20 protein-coding genes are annotated in these 18,677 nt (G+C 71.2%); 18 read left to right on the forward strand and 2 right to left on the reverse strand.

The window, feature by feature from the left end:
* Nucleotides 1-88 precede the first annotated feature (88 nt).
* The 9 genes from BM290_RS41080 (at nucleotide 89) to BM290_RS41120 (ending at nucleotide 9,627) form a co-directional block, all read left to right on the forward strand.
* Nucleotides 89-829 (forward strand): LytR/AlgR family response regulator transcription factor, encoded by a 741-nt coding sequence (locus tag BM290_RS41080; RefSeq protein WP_093621404.1) that lies wholly within the window; start codon nucleotides 89-91, stop codon nucleotides 827-829.
* Between the two features lie 270 nt (nucleotides 830-1,099).
* On the forward strand, nucleotides 1,100-1,783 hold the full coding sequence (locus BM290_RS41085) for a response regulator transcription factor (protein WP_093621405.1): 684 nt from the start codon (nucleotides 1,100-1,102) through the stop codon (nucleotides 1,781-1,783).
* Complete coding sequence (locus BM290_RS41090) at nucleotides 1,780-2,841, forward strand: HAMP domain-containing sensor histidine kinase (RefSeq protein WP_239143873.1); 1,062 nt, start codon at nucleotides 1,780-1,782, stop codon at nucleotides 2,839-2,841. The genes BM290_RS41085 and BM290_RS41090 overlap by 4 nt, the downstream gene beginning before the upstream one ends.
* Before the next feature lie 162 nt (nucleotides 2,842-3,003).
* Nucleotides 3,004-4,428 carry a DUF4153 domain-containing protein gene (locus BM290_RS41095; protein ID WP_239143874.1) on the forward strand — a complete coding sequence of 475 codons (1,425 nt, stop codon included), beginning with the start codon at nucleotides 3,004-3,006 and terminating at the stop codon, nucleotides 4,426-4,428.
* 31 nt (nucleotides 4,429-4,459) lie between these two features.
* On the forward strand, nucleotides 4,460-4,849 hold the full coding sequence (locus tag BM290_RS41100; protein ID WP_093621407.1) for a DUF485 domain-containing protein: 390 nt from the start codon (nucleotides 4,460-4,462) through the stop codon (nucleotides 4,847-4,849).
* Nucleotides 4,846-6,468 carry a sodium/solute symporter gene (locus BM290_RS41105; RefSeq protein ID WP_093621408.1) on the forward strand — a complete coding sequence of 541 codons (1,623 nt, stop codon included), beginning with the start codon at nucleotides 4,846-4,848 and terminating at the stop codon, nucleotides 6,466-6,468. Before BM290_RS41100 ends, BM290_RS41105 begins: the two co-directional genes overlap by 4 nt.
* Before the next feature lie 61 nt (nucleotides 6,469-6,529).
* Nucleotides 6,530-7,195, forward strand: a complete 666-nt coding sequence (locus BM290_RS41110; protein WP_093621409.1) for a hypothetical protein — start codon at nucleotides 6,530-6,532, stop codon at nucleotides 7,193-7,195.
* A gap of 57 nt (nucleotides 7,196-7,252) precedes the next feature.
* On the forward strand, nucleotides 7,253-8,035 hold the full coding sequence (locus BM290_RS41115) for an ABC transporter ATP-binding protein (protein WP_093621410.1): 783 nt from the start codon (nucleotides 7,253-7,255) through the stop codon (nucleotides 8,033-8,035).
* A complete protein-coding gene (locus BM290_RS41120) occupies nucleotides 8,026-9,627 on the forward strand; it encodes an ABC transporter permease (protein WP_239143875.1) in 1,602 nt (533 codons plus the stop codon). The genes BM290_RS41115 and BM290_RS41120 overlap by 10 nt, the downstream gene beginning before the upstream one ends.
* Here BM290_RS41120 and BM290_RS41125 read toward each other — a convergent pair whose 3' ends face one another.
* Nucleotides 9,628-9,879 (reverse strand): hypothetical protein, encoded by a 252-nt coding sequence (locus BM290_RS41125; RefSeq protein ID WP_239143876.1) that lies wholly within the window; start codon nucleotides 9,877-9,879, stop codon nucleotides 9,628-9,630.
* A gap of 83 nt (nucleotides 9,880-9,962) precedes the next feature.
* Between BM290_RS41125 and BM290_RS41130 the strand changes: the two genes are divergently transcribed.
* Nucleotides 9,963-10,706 (forward strand): GntR family transcriptional regulator, encoded by a 744-nt coding sequence (locus BM290_RS41130; RefSeq protein ID WP_093621411.1) that lies wholly within the window; start codon nucleotides 9,963-9,965, stop codon nucleotides 10,704-10,706.
* On the opposite strand, the gene BM290_RS41135 is transcribed toward BM290_RS41130, so the two are convergent.
* Nucleotides 10,682-10,927, reverse strand: coding sequence for a hypothetical protein (locus BM290_RS41135; protein ID WP_177320112.1), 246 nt, complete (start codon nucleotides 10,925-10,927; stop codon nucleotides 10,682-10,684). The two genes, BM290_RS41130 and BM290_RS41135, sit on opposite strands and share 25 nt — an antisense overlap.
* Nucleotides 10,928-10,999: 72 nt before the next feature.
* Between BM290_RS41135 and BM290_RS41140 the strand changes: the two genes are divergently transcribed.
* The 8 genes from BM290_RS41140 to BM290_RS41175 all read left to right on the forward strand — a co-directional run bounded on the left by BM290_RS41140 (nucleotide 11,000) and on the right by BM290_RS41175 (nucleotide 18,623).
* Complete coding sequence (locus BM290_RS41140) at nucleotides 11,000-11,524, forward strand: flavin reductase family protein (protein WP_093621412.1); 525 nt, start codon at nucleotides 11,000-11,002, stop codon at nucleotides 11,522-11,524.
* A gap of 117 nt (nucleotides 11,525-11,641) precedes the next feature.
* On the forward strand, nucleotides 11,642-12,001 hold the full coding sequence (locus BM290_RS41145; protein ID WP_093621483.1) for a DUF485 domain-containing protein: 360 nt from the start codon (nucleotides 11,642-11,644) through the stop codon (nucleotides 11,999-12,001).
* Nucleotides 12,001-13,677: a solute symporter family protein gene (locus tag BM290_RS41150; RefSeq protein ID WP_093621413.1), complete on the forward strand. Its 1,677-nt coding sequence runs from the start codon at nucleotides 12,001-12,003 to the stop codon at nucleotides 13,675-13,677. Before BM290_RS41145 ends, BM290_RS41150 begins: the two co-directional genes overlap by 1 nt.
* Before the next feature lie 139 nt (nucleotides 13,678-13,816).
* A complete protein-coding gene (locus BM290_RS41155) occupies nucleotides 13,817-15,001 on the forward strand; it encodes an LCP family protein (protein WP_093621414.1) in 1,185 nt (394 codons plus the stop codon).
* Between the two features lie 149 nt (nucleotides 15,002-15,150).
* Complete coding sequence (locus BM290_RS41160; RefSeq protein ID WP_239143878.1) at nucleotides 15,151-16,269, forward strand: LCP family protein; 1,119 nt, start codon at nucleotides 15,151-15,153, stop codon at nucleotides 16,267-16,269.
* 21 nt (nucleotides 16,270-16,290) lie between these two features.
* A complete protein-coding gene (locus BM290_RS41165) occupies nucleotides 16,291-16,626 on the forward strand; it encodes a rhodanese-like domain-containing protein (RefSeq protein ID WP_093621416.1) in 336 nt (111 codons plus the stop codon).
* Nucleotides 16,623-17,414, forward strand: a complete 792-nt coding sequence (locus BM290_RS41170; RefSeq protein WP_239143879.1) for a glycerophosphodiester phosphodiesterase — start codon at nucleotides 16,623-16,625, stop codon at nucleotides 17,412-17,414. The genes BM290_RS41165 and BM290_RS41170 overlap by 4 nt, the downstream gene beginning before the upstream one ends.
* A gap of 84 nt (nucleotides 17,415-17,498) precedes the next feature.
* Nucleotides 17,499-18,623: a sensor histidine kinase gene (locus BM290_RS41175; protein ID WP_093621418.1), complete on the forward strand. Its 1,125-nt coding sequence runs from the start codon at nucleotides 17,499-17,501 to the stop codon at nucleotides 18,621-18,623.
* The last annotated feature ends 54 nt before the right edge of the window (nucleotides 18,624-18,677 follow it).

Consider the following 18,677-nt stretch of genomic DNA (forward strand, 5'->3'; position numbering starts at 1 on the left):
CCTCGAAGGTCGAGCGAGCAGGGCGATGGCCCGACGGTCACCGGTGCACTCGAACCACCATCAGCTCGAGTGAGACAAGGGTGCACCAATGAGCAGCCTCGTGGTCCTGGCCGTCGACGACGAGCCGCCGGCCCTCGACGAGCTGGCCTACCTGCTGAACGCGGACGGCCGGGTGGCGCACGTGCACCGGGCCGGTGACGCGACCGAGGCGTTGCGGGTGCTGCGGGACACCGAGGTGGACGCGGTGTTCCTGGACATCCGGATGCCCGGCCTGGACGGCATGGAGCTGGCCCGGATCCTGCGGCGGTTCGCCCAGCCACCGGCGATCGTCTTCGTGACCGCCTACGACGACGGCGCTGTGGACGCCTTCGACCTGGGTGTGACCGATTATGTGCGCAAGCCGGTGCGTGCCGAGCGGCTGGCCGAGTCACTGCGCCGGGTGGCGGGTCTGCGGGCCGCGCCGGCGCCGTCCGTTCCGGCCGACGAGCCGGCCATCCCGGTGGAGCTGGCCGGCACGACCCGCATGCTGCCGCGGTCGTCGGTGCGGTGGGTGGAGGCGCAGGGCGATTACGCACGGTTGCACACGGGCGAGGCCTCCCATCTGGTACGCGTTTCGCTGGCGACCCTGGCCGAGCGGTGGGCCAACGCGGGTTTCGTCCGGATCCACCGCTCGTATCTGGTGCAGCTACGCCTGGTGACCGAGCTACGGCTGACCGGCTCGGGTTATGTGGTGGCGGTGGACGGTGTGGAGCTTCCGGTGAGTCGCCGGCACACGCGGGAGCTGAAGGATCGCCTGATCAGAGCCGCAAAAAACGACTGGACTCGCTGAATCCACACCGTTGTCCACAGCCCCACAGGCTTGTCCACAGAGTTATCCACAGGCCGGGAGCGCCGGCTGGTTCGAGCCTCCCGGATCAGTGCCAACGTGGGTCCGGGCCGCTCTGCCCGGGCGCGGCCCCTCACAGGATGCATCTCCACAGGTTGTTCACATCTCCACCGCCGGCTCTGCGCAGGCGATCAATAGGCTTCTGGCCACCGGCCGGTGAGCCACGGGGGCGCACCGTCCGGGGACCAGGGTCGTCGGAGAGGTGCCAGAAGCATGGAGATTGTCGAGCGGCGGGTTCTCGTCGTGGAGGACGAGCGCGCCATCGCGGACGCGGTGGCGGTACGCCTGCGTGCCGAGGGCTTCCTGGTCCAGGTCGTCGGTGACGGGCCCAGCGCGGTCGCGGCGGTCCGCCAGGCCCCGCCGGACCTGATGATCCTCGACGTCATGCTGCCCGGCTTCGACGGTCTCGAGGTGTGCCGCCGGATCCAGGACCAGCGGGTGCCGGTGCTGATGCTGACCGCCCGCGACGACGAGACCGACCAACTGGTGGGCCTCGCGGTCGGCGCCGACGACTACATGGTCAAGCCGTTCTCGATGCGGGTGCTCACGGCCCGGGTGCACGCGCTGCTGCGGCGGGCCGACAAGGCGGCGGCCCCGGCTCCGTCGCCCGGCGTGCGACTCGGCGATCTGGAGATCAACCAGGCGGAGCGGCGGGTGCTGCGCGGCGGTGTCGAGGTGCATCTGACGCCGACCGAATTCGATCTGCTGACCCATCTGGCCGGCCGCCCGCGTACCGTCGTGCCCCGCGAGCGCCTGCTGTCCGAGGTGTGGGGCTGGGCCGACACGTCCGGGACCCGTACGGTCGACAGCCACATCAAGGGTCTGCGGCGCAAGCTGGGGGCGGACCTCATCCGTACGGTCCACGGGGTCGGTTACGCCCTGGAGGTGGACCGGTGAGCAACTGGCTGATCCTGCGCGTCCACAACCTGGTGGCGCCGCTGTTCGCCTGGCTGCCCCGGCCGCTCGACCCGGTCCGGTCGATCAAGGCGAAGCTCTCCCTGGCTCTGGGGTTCGCCGGCGGGGTGGGTCTGCTGGTGTTCCTGTGGAGCATCGACTTCTACCGGGTCGACCTGCTGTGGATAGCGATCGCGGCGGCTCTCGGCCTGGTCACGTTGCAGGTGATGGCGCACGGGGCGACGGTGCCGCTGCGGGAGATGACGGTCGCGGCCCGGGAGATGGCCCGCGGCGACTACACCCGGCGCATCCGGACCCGCTCGCAGGACGAGGTCGGTGAGCTGGCCACCGCGTTCAACCAGATGGCGGCGGATCTGGCAGCCTCCGACCGGCAGCGGCGGGAGCTGATCGCGAACGTGTCGCACGAGTTGCGTACGCCGATCACCGCCCTCCGTGGCCTGCTGGAGAACATCGTCGACGGGGTGGCCGCGGCCGAGCCGGAGACGATGGAGACCGCCCTGGCCCAGACCGAGCGGCTCAGCCGCCTGGTCACCGACCTGCTCGACCTGTCCCGGCTGGACGCCGGGGTGGTGCCGATGCGGAGCGAGCCGATCGACGTGCCGGCCTTCCTGGAGCGGGTGGCGCGGGAGGCGACGGTGAACGCCGGCGGCACCGGTCACGACGTGCGGTTCGAGGTGGCGTCGCCGCGGCTCGTGGTGCCCGGCGACCGGGAGCGCCTGCACCAGGTCTTCGCGAACCTGCTGGACAACGCGGCCCGGCACAGCCCGCCCGGCGGTCTCGTCACGGTCCGGGCCGAGCGCCACGACGATCATGTGGTGCTGGCCGTCGTGGATCAGGGCGACGGCATCCCGGTCGAGGAGCGCGAGCGGGTCTTCGAGCGTTTCACCCGGGGCGAGCGCGCCACCGGCGGCGGCACCGGGCTGGGCCTGGCGATCGCGCGCTGGGTGGTGCAGCTGCACCGGGGCACCATCGCCGTGGTCGAGCCGGACGACCAGCGCGGGTGCCACATCCAGGTACGCCTTCCGCTCCGAGCGGTCTGAGGAGAGCGATAACCCATGTCCCTGGCCATCATGCAGCCTACGAACGGACAAATAGGACTTATACACGGACCGTGGCCTGCCGCGAGCCCGTGGAGCCGGCACTGGCCGGGACCGGGCCGCCCGGCCTCGCCCGCCACTGTCGTCGCCGTCCTCGCCGCCACCGTGATCGCCGCCCTCAGCGTCCCGCTCGACCGGGCCGGGCTCGGCTGGCTCGTCACCGCGGTGGCCGGTGTCGGCGCCCTGGTCGCGGCCCGGGTGATCGGCACGCCACCGGCGGTGCCGGCCCTGGTCCCCACCCGCGTCGACCACGGCGGCCCGGACCGGTTCGCCTGGGCCGCGGCCACGGTCGCGCTGCTCGCCGTCGGCACGTTCCGGGCGGCCGGCTGGCTTTTCGTGCTGTGCCTGCTGACCGCCACCCTGACCACCGCGCTGGCCCTCTCCTCCGGCCGCTCGCTGCGCTCGGTCGCCCTGACGTACGTGCTGGTCCCGGCCGCGGCCACACGGGGCGGGCTCTGGCTGGCCCGGGGCGCGGGACGACTGCGCGGCCGGAGCCGGAGCGGCAGCGCGCTGCGGGTCCTGGCCACCGTGGCGGTGTCGATCCTGCTGCTCGCCGTCTTCGGGGCGCTCTTCGTCTCGGCCGACGCCGCGTTCGCCCGGGTCTTCGAGGCGGCGATCCCCGACCTGCGCCCGATCACGATCATCCGCTGGATCTTCGTCTCGGCGGTCACCGCCCCGCTGCTGACCGCCGCCGCCTACCTGCGGGCCGCCCCGCCCGCGCCCGGCCGGCTGGACCGCACCGAGGGCCGCAAGGTCGGCCGGATGGAGTGGGCGGTCCCGCTCGGCCTGCTGGTGCTGCTGTTCGCCGCGTTCGTGACGATCCAGCTCGCCGTCCTCTTCGGAGGCGACCGGCACGTGGTGGAGACCGACGGCCTCACCTACGCCGAGTACGCCCGCAGCGGCTTCTGGCAGCTCTGCATGGTCACCGCGCTGACCCTCGTGGTGCTGGCCGGCGCGGCCCGCTGGGCGCCGCGGACCGGGCGCGCCGACCGGATGCTGCTGCGCGTGGTGCTCGGCGCGCTGGCCGCCCTGACCCTGGTGATCGTCGCCTCGGCGCTGCACCGGATGAACGTCTACACCGAGACCTACGGCCTGACCCGGCTGCGGCTGCTGGTCGCCTGCTGCGAGGCCTGGTTCGGCCTGGTGCTGCTGATGGTGCTGGTCGCCGGCATCCGGATCCGTGCGGCGTGGCTGCCCCGGGTCGCGATCGGGGTGGGGGTGCTGGCCCTGCTCGGGCTGGCCGCGGCGAACCCGGACGGGCTGATCGCGGCGAATCACGTCCAGCGCTTCGAGCGTACCCAGACGATCGATGCCGGTTATCTCGCGGACCTCTCGCCGGACGCCGTGCCCGCGCTGACCGGCCTCGACGAGCCGGCCACCCGGGCCTGTCTGCTGGACGCGATCGGCGCGGACATGCCGGCCGACGACTGGCGGGAGTTCAACACGGCGCGGGAGAGCGCCCGCGATCTGGTGGCGCGGTATCGGCCGGCCGACCCGGGCGCCTGCTCCCGGATGCTCGGGCGGTCTTGACATTCGGCCGGGGGCGGACAGACTGCCGGACATGGCCGTCGACGATCCGCCCCCGCGCCCACGCGTGACGGTCGTGCTCGCCGACGCCGCCTCCCGGCGTGGCGCGGCCGACCGTGGCAGCACCGACCTCACCGAGCAGACCCCGATCGGTGAGGCGCTCGTCAAGGGCCTGATGCGCGCGCAACTGGCCCTCGCCTTGCGGCTCGCCCTGGTGGTGGCGGCCGCCCTGGGCACCCTGCCGCTGCTCTTCGCGGTCGCGCCGGCCGTCGGGGCGGTCAAGGTCTTCGGGGTGCATCTGCCCTGGCTGCTGCTCGGGGTGCTGTCGTTCCCGTTCCTGGTGCTGATCGGCGCCCTCTACGTGCGCTGGGCGGAACGCAACGAGCAGGACTTCACGGCGCTCATCCGCAGGCCGGAACGGTGAACCCGTACCTGGCGCCCGGCCTGGTCGTGGTGGTGCTGCTGACGGTCGCGATCGGGGCGTACGGCCTGCGCTTCGCCCGGACCACATCGGACTTCCTGGTCGCCTCCCGATCGGTGAGCCCGTCCTGGAACGCGGCGGCGATCAGCGGCGAATACCTGTCCGCGGCGTCCTTCCTGGGTGTAGCCGGGCTGGTCCTGCGCTACGGCGTCGACGTCCTCTGGTATCCGGTCGGGTTCGCCGCCGGCTATCTGGCGCTGCTGCTCTTCGTGGCGGCGCCGCTGCGCCGCTCCGGGGCTTTCACGCTGCCCGACTTCTGCCAGGTACGGCTCCGGTCGACCGCCCTGCGCCGGCTGGCGACCGCGTTCGTGCTGTTCATCGGCTGCCTCTACATGCTGCCCCAGTTGCAGGGAGCGGGCCTCACGTTCGCCACCCTGACCGGTGGGTCGTACGCCTGGGGCGCCCTGGTCGTCGCCGTGGTGGTGACGGCGAACGTGGCGTTCGGCGGGATGCGGGCCATCACCTTCGTGCAGGCGTTCCAGTACTGGCTGAAGCTGACGGCTCTGGCCGTACCCATCATCTTCCTGATCCTGCAATGGCAGGCCGACGGCCGGCCCGAGGTGACGCCGCCGCCGGGTGCGGTCTTCCCGGCCGCGACGACGGTGGTGATCCAGCAGGACGCGGTCCTCGACGGGGTGCGGCCGGTGAAGGAGGGGCAGGAGCTGCACTTCGCCGCCGGAGCGCCGGTGCCCGAGGTGAGCACTGTGGACGCCGAGTCGGGTGACGACTGGCTCCTCCCGGACAAAGGTGGCCTCTTCTCCACGTATTCCCTCATCCTGGCCACCTTCCTCGGGACCATGGGGCTGCCCCACGTGCTCGTGCGGTTCTACACCAACCCGGACGGCGCCTCGGCCCGCCGCACCACCCTCGTCGTGCTGGCCATGGTCGGCCTGTTCTACCTGCTCCCGACCATGTACGGCGTGCTCGGCCGGATCTACACCCCGCAGCTGCTGATGACCGGCAACACCGACGCCGTGGTGCTGCTGCTGCCCGAGGCCGCGCTCGGTGACGGCCACCTGGGCCGGCTGCTCGGCGCCCTGGTCACCGCGGGCGCGCTGGCCGCCTTCCTCTCCACCTCGTCCGGCCTGCTCACCAGCGTCGCCGGGGTGATCTTCACGGATGTGCTGCGCCCCGGCCGCAGCGGCTCGATCCGCGACTTCCGGATCGCCACCCTGCTGGCCGCGTCGGTGCCGACCGGGCTGGCGCTCTACGTGTCCGACATGGACGTCTCCCGGGTGGTGGGGCTGGCCTTCGCGGTCGCGGCGTCGAGCTTCTGCCCGCTGCTCGTGCTCGGCATCTGGTGGCGGCGGCTCACCGACGTCGGCGCGATCGCCGGGCTGATCGCCGGCGGGGGCGCGGCGATGGCGGCCGTGCTGCTGACCGTCCTGGGCCCGCCGCTGTCCGGCTGGCACGCCGAGGTCGTCGGCCAGCCGGCCGCCTGGACGGTGCCGCTGGCGTTCCTGGTGATGGTCACCGTCTCCCTGGCCACCGGCCGCCGGGTCCCGCCGGACGTGGGCGCCACGATGCTGCGCCTGCACGCCCCCGAGGCGCTCCGAACCTGATTTAAGGATCTTTAATGTTCGACCCCCGACCGGAGGCGGTGACGTCCTCGTAATCACGGGCATGAGACGCACCTACCGCCGCCCGGGCCGGACCGGGAGCAACCGCAAGATCGTGATCGGGCTCGTCGTGGCCGCCGTGGTCGGTGGCGGTATCGCCGTCGGAACCGGGCTGAGCAACGCCTCGTCCGTCTGTGACGGGATGGATCAGGCGATCCGGAACAACCAGGAGTTCATCGCCACCCAGCGCGCCAACCCGAACTCGCAGACCGAGGCCATCGTCGCCAACCGGCAGGCCGTGATCGACCTGATCAACGTGCAGAAGAAGCAGGCCGGCTGCAGCGGGGCCGTGGCCGCGCCACCGGCCCAGCAGGCCACCACCAAGCCGCCGGCCCAGCAGGCCACGAAACCTCCCGCGCAGGCCACCAAGCCGCCGGCGCAGGCGACGACCCCGCCGGCGAACAACGGCGGCGGCGCGGCCGGGCAGGTCGTCTGCCCCGGCTCGACCGTCACGCTCTCCGGCGAGGGCGGCGCTCCCGCCGCGTCCAGCGGCACCTTCCCGATCGGCACGACGCTGCGGGTCCGGAACCTGGACAACAACAAGAGCATCACGGTCAAGGTGGCCAGCACCTCGGGCAGCTGCATCCTGCTCAACAACGCGGCCTTCGAGGAGGTCCGGGAGCCCGGCAAGTTCCTGATCCGCCGGGCCGTCATCGAGCGGGTCGGTTGATCGGCTCGGGCGGTCCGGAGGTTTCCGGACCGCCCGCCGGCCCGATACGTTCTCTTCATGAGTGTTCCGGCACAGCGCCCGCCTGAGGGCGGTTCGGCGGCGATGTCGCTGCGCGGGCTCGTCAAACACTTCGACACACGGCTGGCGGTCTCCGGGGTGAGCCTGGAGGTGCCGGCCGGTTCGTTCTTCGGCCTGCTCGGCCCCAACGGCGCCGGCAAGACCACCACGCTCTCCATGGCGGTGGGCCTGCTGCGGCCCGACGCGGGCCAGGCCGTCCTTCTGGGGTATGACGTCTGGCACTCCCCGGCAGAGGCGAAAGCACTGGTCGGGGTCCTGCCGGACGGTGTGCGCATGTTCGACCGGCTGAGCGGCCCGGAGCTGCTCGCCTATCACGGCCTGCTGCGCGGCATGCCCGCCGACGTCGTCGACCAGCGGTCCCGTGACCTGCTCGACGTGCTGGAGCTCGGCAGCGGCAACCGCACCCTGGTGGTCGACTACTCGGCCGGCATGAAGAAGAAGATCGGCCTGGCCTGCGCCCTGCTGCACGCGCCGCGCCTGCTGGTGCTGGACGAGCCGTTCGAGGCGGTCGATCCGGTGTCGGCCGCGCTGATCCGCGACATCCTCCAGCGGTATGTGTCGGGAGGCGGCACCGTCGTCTTCTCCAGTCACGTGCTGGAGGTGGTGGAGCGGCTCTGCTCGCACGTGGCGATCATGTCGGACGGCGTGCTCCGGTTGTGCGGACCGCTGGCCGAGGTGCGCGGCGAGCGGCCGCTGCAGGACGTGTTCGTGCAGGTCGTAGGCGGCCGGGTGGCCACCGGGTCGGAGCTCGCGTGGCTCTGACCCCCGAGCCGGTCCGGGTCGGGGTGTGGCCGTTCGTCCGGCTGAAGCTGCGGATCACCGGAAACGGTCTGCGCGGACGGCCCGCCCGGATCGTGATGTTCGTGCTGGGCCTGATCGCCGCCGGTCTCTTCGCGGTCCTCGGGCACACGATCTTCGCCGTGCCCGGCCTGCTGGACCGGCCGGAGGTGGGCGAGATCCTCTTCCCGTTCGGCGGGGCGGTGCTGATCCTCGGCTGGGTGTTCCTGCCACTGCTCTTCTTCGGCGTCGACAACACCCTCGATCCGGCACAGTTCGCGCTGCTCCCGCTGCGCCGCCGCACACTGATCGCCGGGATGGGCGTGGCCGCGCTGGCCGGTCTTCCGGCGCTGGCGACGTTCGCCGCCACGCTCGGCATGGTGACGTCGGCGGCCCAGCTCGGCGGTCCGGCCGCGGCGCTCGCGGGGCTGGCCGGGGTGGTCCTGGGGCTGGTGTTCTGCGTGGCGCTCAGCCGGGCGGTGATCAGCGCCTTCGCCACCGCGCTGCGCTCCCGGCGGGCCCGTGATCTGGCCACCATCATGCTCGCGGTGGTGGCCGCCTCGATCGGGCCGCTGGAGCTGACCCTGCTGGGGGTGCTGAACCGGGCGGACTGGGACTCGGTGGAGGTGATCGCCCGGGTGACCGGGTGGACGCCGCTCGGCGCCCCGTACACGCTGGGGCTCGATGTCGCCGCGGGCCGGGCTTGGGCCGTACCCCTGAAGGTCTTGATCGTCCTCGCCGCCGTCGGCGGTCTGCTCTGGTGGTGGAGTCGCACGCTGGAGCAGGCGATGGTCGGCACGGCCGGTGGCTCGCGCGGCCGGACGGGGACCACCGACGCTCGCGGGCCGGTGGATCAGCTGCTGTTCCGCTGGTCGCCGCGGAGCCGGTTCGGCGCGCTCACCGCGCGGGAGGTCCGCTACTGGTGGCGAGAGACGCGGCGGCGGGCGGCGCTGGTGACGCTCGGCATGGCCGGCATCTTCCTGCCGATCTCCACGGCCTTCGCCGGGGGCGACGGCAGTGCCACCGGGCTGGCGTTCGTGGTCGGCGCCATCGCTCCGATCGCTCTGGCCAACCAGTTCGGGTACGAGGGCAGCGCGTACGCCACCAACCTGGCCACCGGCGTTCCGGGACGCCTGGAGGTGCACTCGCGGGCCGCCGCGCACGCCCTGTTCACGGTGCCGTTGCTGCTGCTCGTGGCGGTGGTGACCGGCCTGCTGACCGACCGCCCGGGGGACATGGCGACGCAGTTCGGGACACTGCTCGCCACCTACGGCGCGGGCCTGGCGCTGGTGCTGCCGATCTCGGTGCGCGCCGCCTACGCCCTGCCGGACACGACCGGCCCGTTCTCGCTGTCGTCGGGTGGCGGGTTCAGCAAGACGCTGCCGGGTCTGGCCGCGCTCTTCGGTGCCCTGATCGCCGGTGTCCCGGTGCTGGTGCTGACGTCGTTCTGGCCGTGGCTGGGCCTGCCGGCCGGACTGGTCTACGGCGCCGGCGCCTACCTGCTCGGCGCGCACCTGGCCGGCACGATGCTGGACCGCCGCATGCCCGAGCTGCTGGCCGCCGTCACCCCACGCTGATCAGCGCAGTCGCCGCAGGCCATCGCGTTTGACGAAGATGACCCGCCGCTCGGTCGCCTCACCGGTCGGCCCGAGCACGTAACCGTCGATCCACAGCCAGCCGTCATACGTGACTCGCGGGTCGACCCGGATGACCCGGAAGGTCAGCGCCCTCGCCCCGGCGAACTGGACACTGGCCGGCGCGCCCACGTGGAGCACCTCCCCGGCCCGGGGCAACGCGTCGCTGATGGTCCGCCTCCCATCACTCGGCACCCCGACATTACACAAAATGTGTAATCCGGTGACAGCCCGTGGATCGTCCACTTTCGAGCGAGGATGGGGCAGCATGATCTCTCATGAACGGGCGCGACCCCGAGATACCCGACGATCGGCATCGATCCCGGCAGCGCCAGCTCGCCGGTGACCTGCGGGCACTGATCCTCGCCGGCGACATCGGCCCGGATCAGCGACTGCCCAGCACCGCCGAGCTGACCCGACGCTACGCGGTCAACAATCAGACCGTCACCAGGGCGCTCGCCATCCTCAAGGCGGAGGGCCTGATCACCGGCCACAAGGGACGTGCGGTGGTGCCCACCGGCCGGCGGCCCGCGGTGGTGCGCGCCGGCCACTGGCCGGCGCCGGTGACACCCGGCCGGGACGCGGTGACCCACCTGGTCGACGTGGGCGAGACGGGTGCGCCGGCCCAGGTGGCGCAGGCCTTCGGCATCGCCGCGGGCGAGCCGGTCACGGTCCGGCACCAGGTGCTCGTGCTGGACGGCGAGCCCGCCGAGCTGGTCTGGACCTACTATCCGGCCGGCCTGGCCCGGGGCACCGAGCTGGCCGAGAGCCGGCGGCTGCGGGGCGGCTCACCGGCCGTGCTGGCGGCGCTCGGGCATCCGCTGCGGCACGCCGTCGACCAGGTCTCGGTCCGGCCGGCCACGGTCGCCGAGTTCCTGGCGCTGCAGCTGCCCGGGGACATCCCGGTGCTGCGGCAGTTCCGGATCGCCTACACCGACGGGGGCCGGCCGATCGAGGTGACCGTCATGATCAAAGCCGGTCAGCAGTTCGAGATCCGTTACGAGTTGCCGGCGCCGGGCTGACCGCGCCGCAGGCCCACTTCACGGACGAAGATGCGACGGCGCTGCAGCGCGGTGCCGGTCGCGTCGAGGACGTAACCCTCCAGCCAGATCCAGCCGTCATAGGTGGCGCGCGGGTCGACCCGGATGATCCGGAAGGTCAGCGCGCGGTCGCCGGAGAACTGGACGCTCGCCTCCGGGCCGACGTGAACGACGTCCCCGGGGCGCAGCATCACCTGGCTCATCCCTCGAAAATAGTTGTTGATCTATTGAATCGGATAGCGGCATGCGCAATCTGTAATCGGGAGAATGATCGGATGACGTCCGACGAGCCGGGTGGCCGCATCCACTCCACCGATCCGTTCGCTGTTCCGGAGACCGAGAAGTCCCAGGTGCGGCGCCTGCGTGGGCGGTTCGCCGCGACCGTGACGCTGTGGACGGCGCCCGGTCCGGCGGGCCTCACCGTGTCCTCCGCGATGATCGCCGACGGCGAGCCCGGCCGGGTCCTCGGCCTGATCGACGAGGAGAGCGACTTCTGGGAGGCGGCGTCGGCGGCCGGCCGGTTCGCGGTCACCCCGCTCACCCCGGACGACCGGCAACTGGCCGACCGGTTCGCGGGCCTCTTCCCGGCGCCGGGCGGGTTGTTCGCGTCGGGCGAGTGGGAGCAGACCGCGTACGGCCCGGTGCCCGCCCATGCCACCACCTGGGCGGGATGCGCCCTGACCGACAGCCGCCCGTGCGGGTGGGCGATGCTGCTCGACGGGGTGATCGAGACGGTCCGGGCCGGCTCCGGCGGCTCCCCTCTGGTCCACTATCGGGGTAGGTACACCGGGTTGGCCTGACTGCCGCTCAGCGCAGTCAGACCACCACTCAGCGCAGACCCCGACCGGCGGACGGTGACACGGCTCACTCCTTCGTACGGTGCCGGAAAGTCATCCCCCACGAAGGTGGTGAATCCCGTGCCGGCATCCGCCGAGAGATACCTCGAAGTGCAGCGCTCCGAGGAGTTCGCTCAACTACGTCACCGACTGCGCAGCTACATCTTCCCCACGACGATCGCGTTCATCGTCTGGTACTCGCTGTACGTCCTGCTCTCCGCGTACGCGCGGGACTTCATGGCGATCAAGGTGATCGGCAACATCAACGTGGCGCTGATCTTCGGCGTCCTCCAGTTCGTCTCGACGTTCCTGATCGCGTGGCACTACTCGCGGTACGCGGCCCAGAAGCTCGACCCGCTGGCCGACGAGATCCACAGCACCCTAGAGAGCGGCCCGGCGGCCGAGGCCGCGGCCACCACGACCGACGGGGGCAAGGCCTGATGGCACCGCAGATCCTCGCGGCCGAGGCGGACGCCGCCGGCTCCCGTTCGCTGACCATCACGCTGTTCCTGGTCTTCGTGGCGATCACCCTGGGCATCACCATCTGGGCCAGCCGCCAGACCAAGACGGCCACCGACTTCTACGCCGGCGGCCGGCAGTTCTCCGGCTTCCAGAACGGCATGGCGATCGGCGGCGACTACATGTCCGCGGCGTCGTTCCTCGGCATCGCCGGCATCATCGCCCTGTACGGCTACGACGGCTTCCTCTACTCGATCGGCTTCCTGGTCGCCTGGCTGGTGGCGCTGCTGCTGGTCGCCGAGTTCCTGCGCAACTCGGGCCGGTTCACCATGGCCGACGTGCTCGCCTTCCGGATGCGCCAGCGCCCGGTCCGTACCGCCGCCAGCGTCTCCACCATCGTGGTGTCGATCTTCTACCTGATCGCCCAGATGGTCGGCGCGGGCGCCCTGGTCTCGCTGCTGCTCGGCATCAAGCCGGGCGCCACGTTCCTGGGCATGGACGCGAACACCGCCAAGGTCGCCACGATCATCCTGGTCGGCGCCCTGATGATCATCTACGTGACGGTCGGTGGCATGAAGGGCACCACCTACGTGCAGATCGTCAAGGCGTTCATGCTGATGACCGGCGCCCTGATCATGGTGCTGCTGGTGCTGGCGCACTACAAGTTCAACCTGTCGGCGCTGCTCGGTGACGCCGCCACCCGCTCCGGCAAGGGCTCGGCGTTCCTGGAGCCGGGCCTGCGTTACGGCGTCGAGACCGCGGGCGACGCGGCCAAGACGTTCTACAGCAAGATGGACCTGCTCTCGCTGGGTCTCGCGCTGGTCCTCGGCACCGCCGGCCTGCCGCACATCCTGACCCGCTTCTACACCGTGCCGACCAGCCGCATCGCGCGTAAGAGCGTGCTCTGGGCGATCGGCATCATCGGCACGTTCTACCTGTTCACCCTGGCCCTGGGCTTCGGCGCGGCGGCTCTGGTGGGTGGCAAGGAGATCACCGCGCAGGACAAGGCCGGCAACACCGCGGCCCCGCAGCTCGCCCAGAAGCTCGGTCTCGACTACCTCGGTGGCGAGACGGGTGGCGCGATCATGCTGGCCGTGATCGCGGCGGTCGCCTTCGCCACCATCCTGGCCGTGGTCGCCGGTCTCACCCTGGCCTCGTCGTCGAGCCTCGCGCACGACTTCTACGCCAGCGTGATCAAGCGGGGCAACGCCTCCGAGCGGGACGAGGTCCGGGTCGCCCGATACTCCGCCCTGCTCATCGGCGCGGTCTCGATCGCCCTGTCGATCTTCGCGCAGAGCCTGAACGTCGCCTTCCTGGTGGCGCTCGCGTTCGCGGTGGCGGCCTCGGCGAACCTGCCGGCGATCCTCTACAGCCTGTTCTGGCGCCGGTTCAACACGGCGGGCGCGCTCTGGTCCATCTACGGCGGCCTGATCTCCGCGGTGGTCCTGGTGTTCTTCTCGCCGGTGGTGTCCGGCTCGGCCACTGCCATGTTCCCGAACTCGGACTGGCACTTCTTCCCGCTGTCCAACCCGGGCATCATCTCGATCCCGCTCGGCTTCTTCTTCGGCTGGCTCGGCACGATCCTCTCCAAGGAGACCGACCCGGAGAAGTACGCGGAGCTCGAGGTCCGGGCCCTGACCGGCCACGGAGCGCACTGACCTGAGCTTTCCTCGCAGTGCCACGGACCGGCGCAGTCGCCAGCGCCGGTCCGTGTCCGTGTCGTCACTCCTCCCACCTTCGTGCCGAAGGCGCGGCGACCGCCCGGATCAACGCCCGGCACTACGTAACCTGGGTGACATGTCTGCCACCACCTCTCCCAGCGGCAATTCCTCCGGACGCGCGTCCGTGCCCGGGCCGGGACGTCCCGACCGGGGTCAGCCCCCGCACGGCACGCCCTACGGTGGTGACGACTTCCAGCCGGCCGGCCCGCGCGGGCCACGGCCTCCCGGTGCCACCGGCCGCGCCTACGGCGGTGGCGGCGGCCGCCGGCCGCGTCCCCGCTGGGGACGCATCGCCCTCGTCGCGGGCGGCATCGTCCTGGTTCTCGCGATCGTCGCGGGCATCTCGGCGTACGGCTACTTCTCCGGCCTCGACGACGATCTGAAGCGGACCAACGCCTTCTCCGGGATCACCGCGGACCGGCCGAACAAGGCCGTCGAGGGCGCCTTCAACATCCTGCTGATCGGCACCGACTCGCGTGACCCGGACGCCGTGCAGGACAAGGCGAACCAGTGGCGCGCCGACACGCTGATCCTCATGCACGTGCCGGCGGACCACAAGTCCGCCCAGCTCATCTCGATCCCCCGGGACCTGTGGGTGAGCATCCCGACCGAGGACAACGCGCCGTGCGGCACCAGCAGCCGGGCGAAGATCAACGCCGCGTTCGCCTTCGGTGGCATCCCGCGCGCCGTGCGGACCGTCGAGTGCATGACCGACGTGCGCATCGACCACGTGATGACCATCGACTTCAGTGGCTTCAAGGAGGTCACCGACGCGCTCGGCGGCGTCGACCTCAAGGTCGAGCAGGACATCACCTCGATCCACAAGCCCTTCCGCGAGTTCAAGAAGGGCATGATGCACATGAACGGGGCGCAGGCCCTGGACTGGGTGCGGCAGCGCAAGCAGTTCGCCCGGGGTGACTTCGCCCGCATGCAGCACCAGCAGGACTTCCTGAAGGCGATCATGGACAAGGCGGCGAGCAGCGGCACGCTGACCAGCCCCACCAAGCTCGACGCCTTCCTCGGCTCGGTGACCAAGGCGGTCACGGTCGACGAGACGTTCTCGCTCACCGACATGGCGGTCCAGTTCCGCAACCTGCGTGGCGAGAATCTCACCTTCCTCACCAGCCCCAACAGCGGCAGCGACACCATCGACGGCCAGTCGGTCGTCGTCGCCGACCGGGAGAAGGCGCTGGCCCTCTACAAGGCGGTGGCCGACGACAAGATGGCGGAGTGGCTCGCGGCCAACCCGGTGAAGAAGTAGGCGCCGGCTGTCCGAGAGCTATGACTTCATCTTGAAACAAGAAAGATCTTCAGCTGGCGTATGAGCCGTCCGTAAGGTGATGCAGCCCCCGATCTCTCCCCCTGGAGTGCTGCATGACCGTCACGGCGAACCGGCCGTCGCCTCCTGTCGTGCCTCCGTCACCCCCCGAGACGATCCGCAAGCGCCGGTCACCGCTCTGGGCGCGGCTCTCCGCCGCGGCCGGGGCGGTGCTCGTCATCGCCAGCGGGGGCGGTCTGGTCGGCGGCAAGATGCTGATCAGCCAGACCACCGAGACGATCGAGGTCAAGAACCTCACCGGCGACGCGAAGAAGACGGTCGAGGAGGGCGGCGGCGCCACCATCGACGGCGCGATCGACCTGCTGCTGATGGGCGTCGACAAGCGGGCCAGCTGGTCCGACGACACCCTGCACGCGGACACCATCATCATCCTGCACATCCCGGCCACCCACGATCAGGCTTTCCTCATCTCCGTCCCGCGGGACACCGAGGTCGAGACGCCGGCCTTCGCACCGAGCAGGTGGGAGGGCGGCACGGTCAAGGCGACCGAGGCGTTCTACTGGGGCGCGCAGAACGGCGCCGGCGCGGCGGGCGGGGCGCAGCTGCTGGCCAAGACGCTGAAGAACATGACCGGCATCAGCTTCGACGGCGCCGCGATCATCAACTTCAACGGCTTCAAGGGTGTGATCGACGAGCTGGGCGGCGTGGACATGTGCGTCGACCAGCAGGTCACCTCGAAGCACCTGGGCCTGATCGACGGCAAGCCGGTCTACCTCACCGACGCCCGGAAGGAGGGCCTGAGCCCGAAGCCGGTGGTGCACAAGGTCGGCTGCCGGAAGATGGAGGGCTGGGAGGCGCTCGACTACGCCCGCCAGCGCTACGGGCTCAAGAACGGTGACTACGACCGGCAGCGTCACCAGCAGCAGCTGCTCAAGGCGATGGCCAAGAAGGCGTCGGACAGTGGCGTGATGACCAACCCGATCAAGATCAGTTCGCTGATCAAGTCGGCGGGCAAGGCCTTCACCCTGGACATCGGCGACATCGAACTGCCCGACTTCGCGCTGGGCCTCAAGAACGTGGCCGCCAACGACATGGTGCTGCTGCGGACCAACAGCGGCACGTTCTCCAGCAACGGCAACGGGCGTGAGCAGTTCCAGGAGATCAGTCTGCAGATGTTCCAGGCGGCCAAGAAGGATCAGCTGGGCCAGTTCGTGCTCGACCATCCCGAGGTCGTCGCGAACGAGAAGTAGCCTGCCCCGTACGCTGATCAGGTGTTCGGACCTCAGGTTCCCAGCGTCACCGCTGACCAAGTCGACCCCGGCGTCTACCTGCTCGACGTGCGCGAGCCCGACGAGTGGGAGGCCGGCCATGCGCCCGGCGCCCACCACCTGCCGATGATGGAGGTCCCGGCCCGGATGGCCGAGGTGCCCACCGACGGCGAGGTGGTCGTCGTGTGCCGCGCCGGCGGGCGATCCGGCCAGGTCGTGGCCTATCTGATGAACAACGGATGGGACAACGTGCGCAACCTCGACGGCGGCATGCAGTCGTGGGCGGCTCTCGGCAAGGACATGGTGACCGACAACGGGCAGCCGGCCCGCGTGCTGTGACCACCGGGTATCGCCCACTCGTCTTCGCCCACCGCGGTGGAGCCGACGCGCTGCCCGAGCACACGCTCGGCGCCTACCTTCGCGCTCTCGAGGAGGGCGCCGACGGCCTGGAGTGCGACGTCCGGCTGACCCGTGACGGGCATCTGGTCTGTGTGCACGACAGTAAGCTCGACCGCACCAGCGACGGCCGGGGCCGGGTCAGCTCCAAGACGCTGGCCGAGCTCGACGAGCTGAACTTCGGCTCGTGGCACCCCGGCTATCCGGCCGACGCCGAGCTGCCCGACCTGTCCCGGTTGCTCACGCTGGAGCGTCTGCTGGAGGCGGTGCGGTCGTCCGGTCGTCCGGTCCGGCTGCTGATCGAGACGAAACACCCGTCGCGCTACGGCGCCGAGGTGGAGCGCCGGCTGATCCGGATGCTGCGGCACCACGGCCTGGCCGATCCGAAGCCGGACGATGACGTACAGGTCACCGTGATGTCCTTCGCGGCGCTCGCGCTGCGCCGGGTCCGGGCCCAGGCGCCCGGTCTGCCCACGGTCTATCTGATGGAGCTGGCGCCTCCGGGCGCCGGCCGGGGCCGGCTGCCGTTCGGCGCCCGGACCGCCGGGCCGGGCGTCGAGTTGATCAGGGCGCGTCCGTCACTGTTGCCGGCACTCCGGGCCGCAGGGCATCGGGTGTACGTCTGGACGGTCAACGACGAGGCGGATCTGAGTCTGGTGCTGGAGCACCGCGTGGACGGTGTGATCACTGACCGTCCCCGATTCGTGCTGGACCACCTCGATCGGATGTGACGTACACCACTGAGCGCCGGTCAATGCCAGGATTCGCTCAGGTTCGTCTGCCGAAAATCGGGCGGGCGAGGCAAACTCGCAGGCATGCCGGACCGCCCCGATTTCGCGGCCCTGACCCGCGGTCAGGTGGCGATCCTCGGTCGCCTCAACTCCGGCGAGGCGGGCCTGTCGGTGCTCCAGCAACTGGTCGCTCTGGCCGGGGAGTCGCTGGGCGCGAGCGGCGCCGCCTTCGTCGAGGCGGCGGCCGACCACGGCCGGATCATCGTGGCCACCGGGGTGTGGGCGCCCGCGCTGGGTCGCCGGGTGGGTCCGGGGCCCGACCCGGTCGCCGACCTCGTCGAGGGTGTCGACGCCACCCATGTGCTCGCGGTCGGGTGCGACCACCGCGGCCGGGCGGTCGGCTCACTGCACGTCTGCCTGCCGGCCGAGCCCACCGAGGAGTACGAGATCGTGCTCCGGCTGCTCGCCGGTCTGGTCGGCCGGCTCTACGGGCTCGACACCGGGCTCCCGGCACACGACGATCCCGAGCCCGACGCCGACCGTGACCTGTGGGTGGCGGTCACCAGCCACGAGCTGCGCACCCCGGTCACCGTGATCAAGGGATACGCCGACACGCTCACCAACCACTGGGAGAGCCTGGGCGAGCCGGGCCGGCGCGAGGCGGTCCGGGTGATCGGCGCCCGGGCCGGTGAGCTGGCCCGCCTGGTGGACCGGCTGCTCTCCGCGGCGAGCGAGGAGGACGGCGCGGTGGGCGCCGCTCCGGCCGGCCCGTTCGACCTGGTGGAGGCGCTGCGGGAGGCGGTGGCCACGCTGCCCGGCGATCTGCGGGAGCGTCTGGTGCTGTCGCACCTGCCGGACGGGCTGCCCAAGGCGTACGGGTCACGCGACTCGATCGCCACCATCCTCACCGAGCTGGCCACCAACGCCGAGAAGTACTCGGATCCGGACGCCACGGTCGAGGTGTGCGCCGGGGTCGACGACGACACGCTGCGGTTCCGGGTCTCCGATCGGGGCGCGGGGATCGCCCCCGAGCATGTGGAGCACGCCTTCGACCGCTACTGGCAGGCCGACTCGGGGCACCACCGCGCCGGCGCCGGGCTCGGCCTCTACCTGGTCAGGCGGCTGGTGGAGCGGCAGAACGGGTGGGTGTCGCTGCGCCCGCGGGAGGGCGGCGGCACGGTCGCCGAGGTGCGTCTGCCCCGCGCGTGAGCCACGGCGGAGCGACTTGGGGTGGCCCACGTCACCGCAACGCGGGAATGACCG

The sequence above is a fragment of the Actinoplanes philippinensis genome, assembly GCF_900113015.1.
In the GTDB taxonomy this organism is placed as follows: domain Bacteria; phylum Actinomycetota; class Actinomycetes; order Mycobacteriales; family Micromonosporaceae; genus Actinoplanes; species Actinoplanes philippinensis.

Coding starts and splice junctions, on each gene's coding strand:
- BM290_RS41080 (WP_093621404.1), top strand. CDS start 89: ATGAGCAGCCTCGTGGTCCTGGCCGTCGACGACGAGCCGCCGGCCCTC.
- BM290_RS41085 (WP_093621405.1), top strand. CDS start 1,100: ATGGAGATTGTCGAGCGGCGGGTTCTCGTCGTGGAGGACGAGCGCGCC.
- BM290_RS41100 (WP_093621407.1), top strand. CDS start 4,460: ATGGCCGTCGACGATCCGCCCCCGCGCCCACGCGTGACGGTCGTGCTC.
- BM290_RS41110 (WP_093621409.1), top strand. CDS start 6,530: ATGAGACGCACCTACCGCCGCCCGGGCCGGACCGGGAGCAACCGCAAG.
- BM290_RS41115 (WP_093621410.1), top strand. CDS start 7,253: ATGAGTGTTCCGGCACAGCGCCCGCCTGAGGGCGGTTCGGCGGCGATG.
- BM290_RS41130 (WP_093621411.1), top strand. CDS start 9,963: ATGAACGGGCGCGACCCCGAGATACCCGACGATCGGCATCGATCCCGG.
- BM290_RS41135 (WP_177320112.1), bottom strand. CDS start 10,927: ATGAGCCAGGTGATGCTGCGCCCCGGGGACGTCGTTCACGTCGGCCCG.
- BM290_RS41140 (WP_093621412.1), top strand. CDS start 11,000: ATGACGTCCGACGAGCCGGGTGGCCGCATCCACTCCACCGATCCGTTC.
- BM290_RS41150 (WP_093621413.1), top strand. CDS start 12,001: ATGGCACCGCAGATCCTCGCGGCCGAGGCGGACGCCGCCGGCTCCCGT.
- BM290_RS41155 (WP_093621414.1), top strand. CDS start 13,817: ATGTCTGCCACCACCTCTCCCAGCGGCAATTCCTCCGGACGCGCGTCC.
- BM290_RS41175 (WP_093621418.1), top strand. CDS start 17,499: ATGCCGGACCGCCCCGATTTCGCGGCCCTGACCCGCGGTCAGGTGGCG.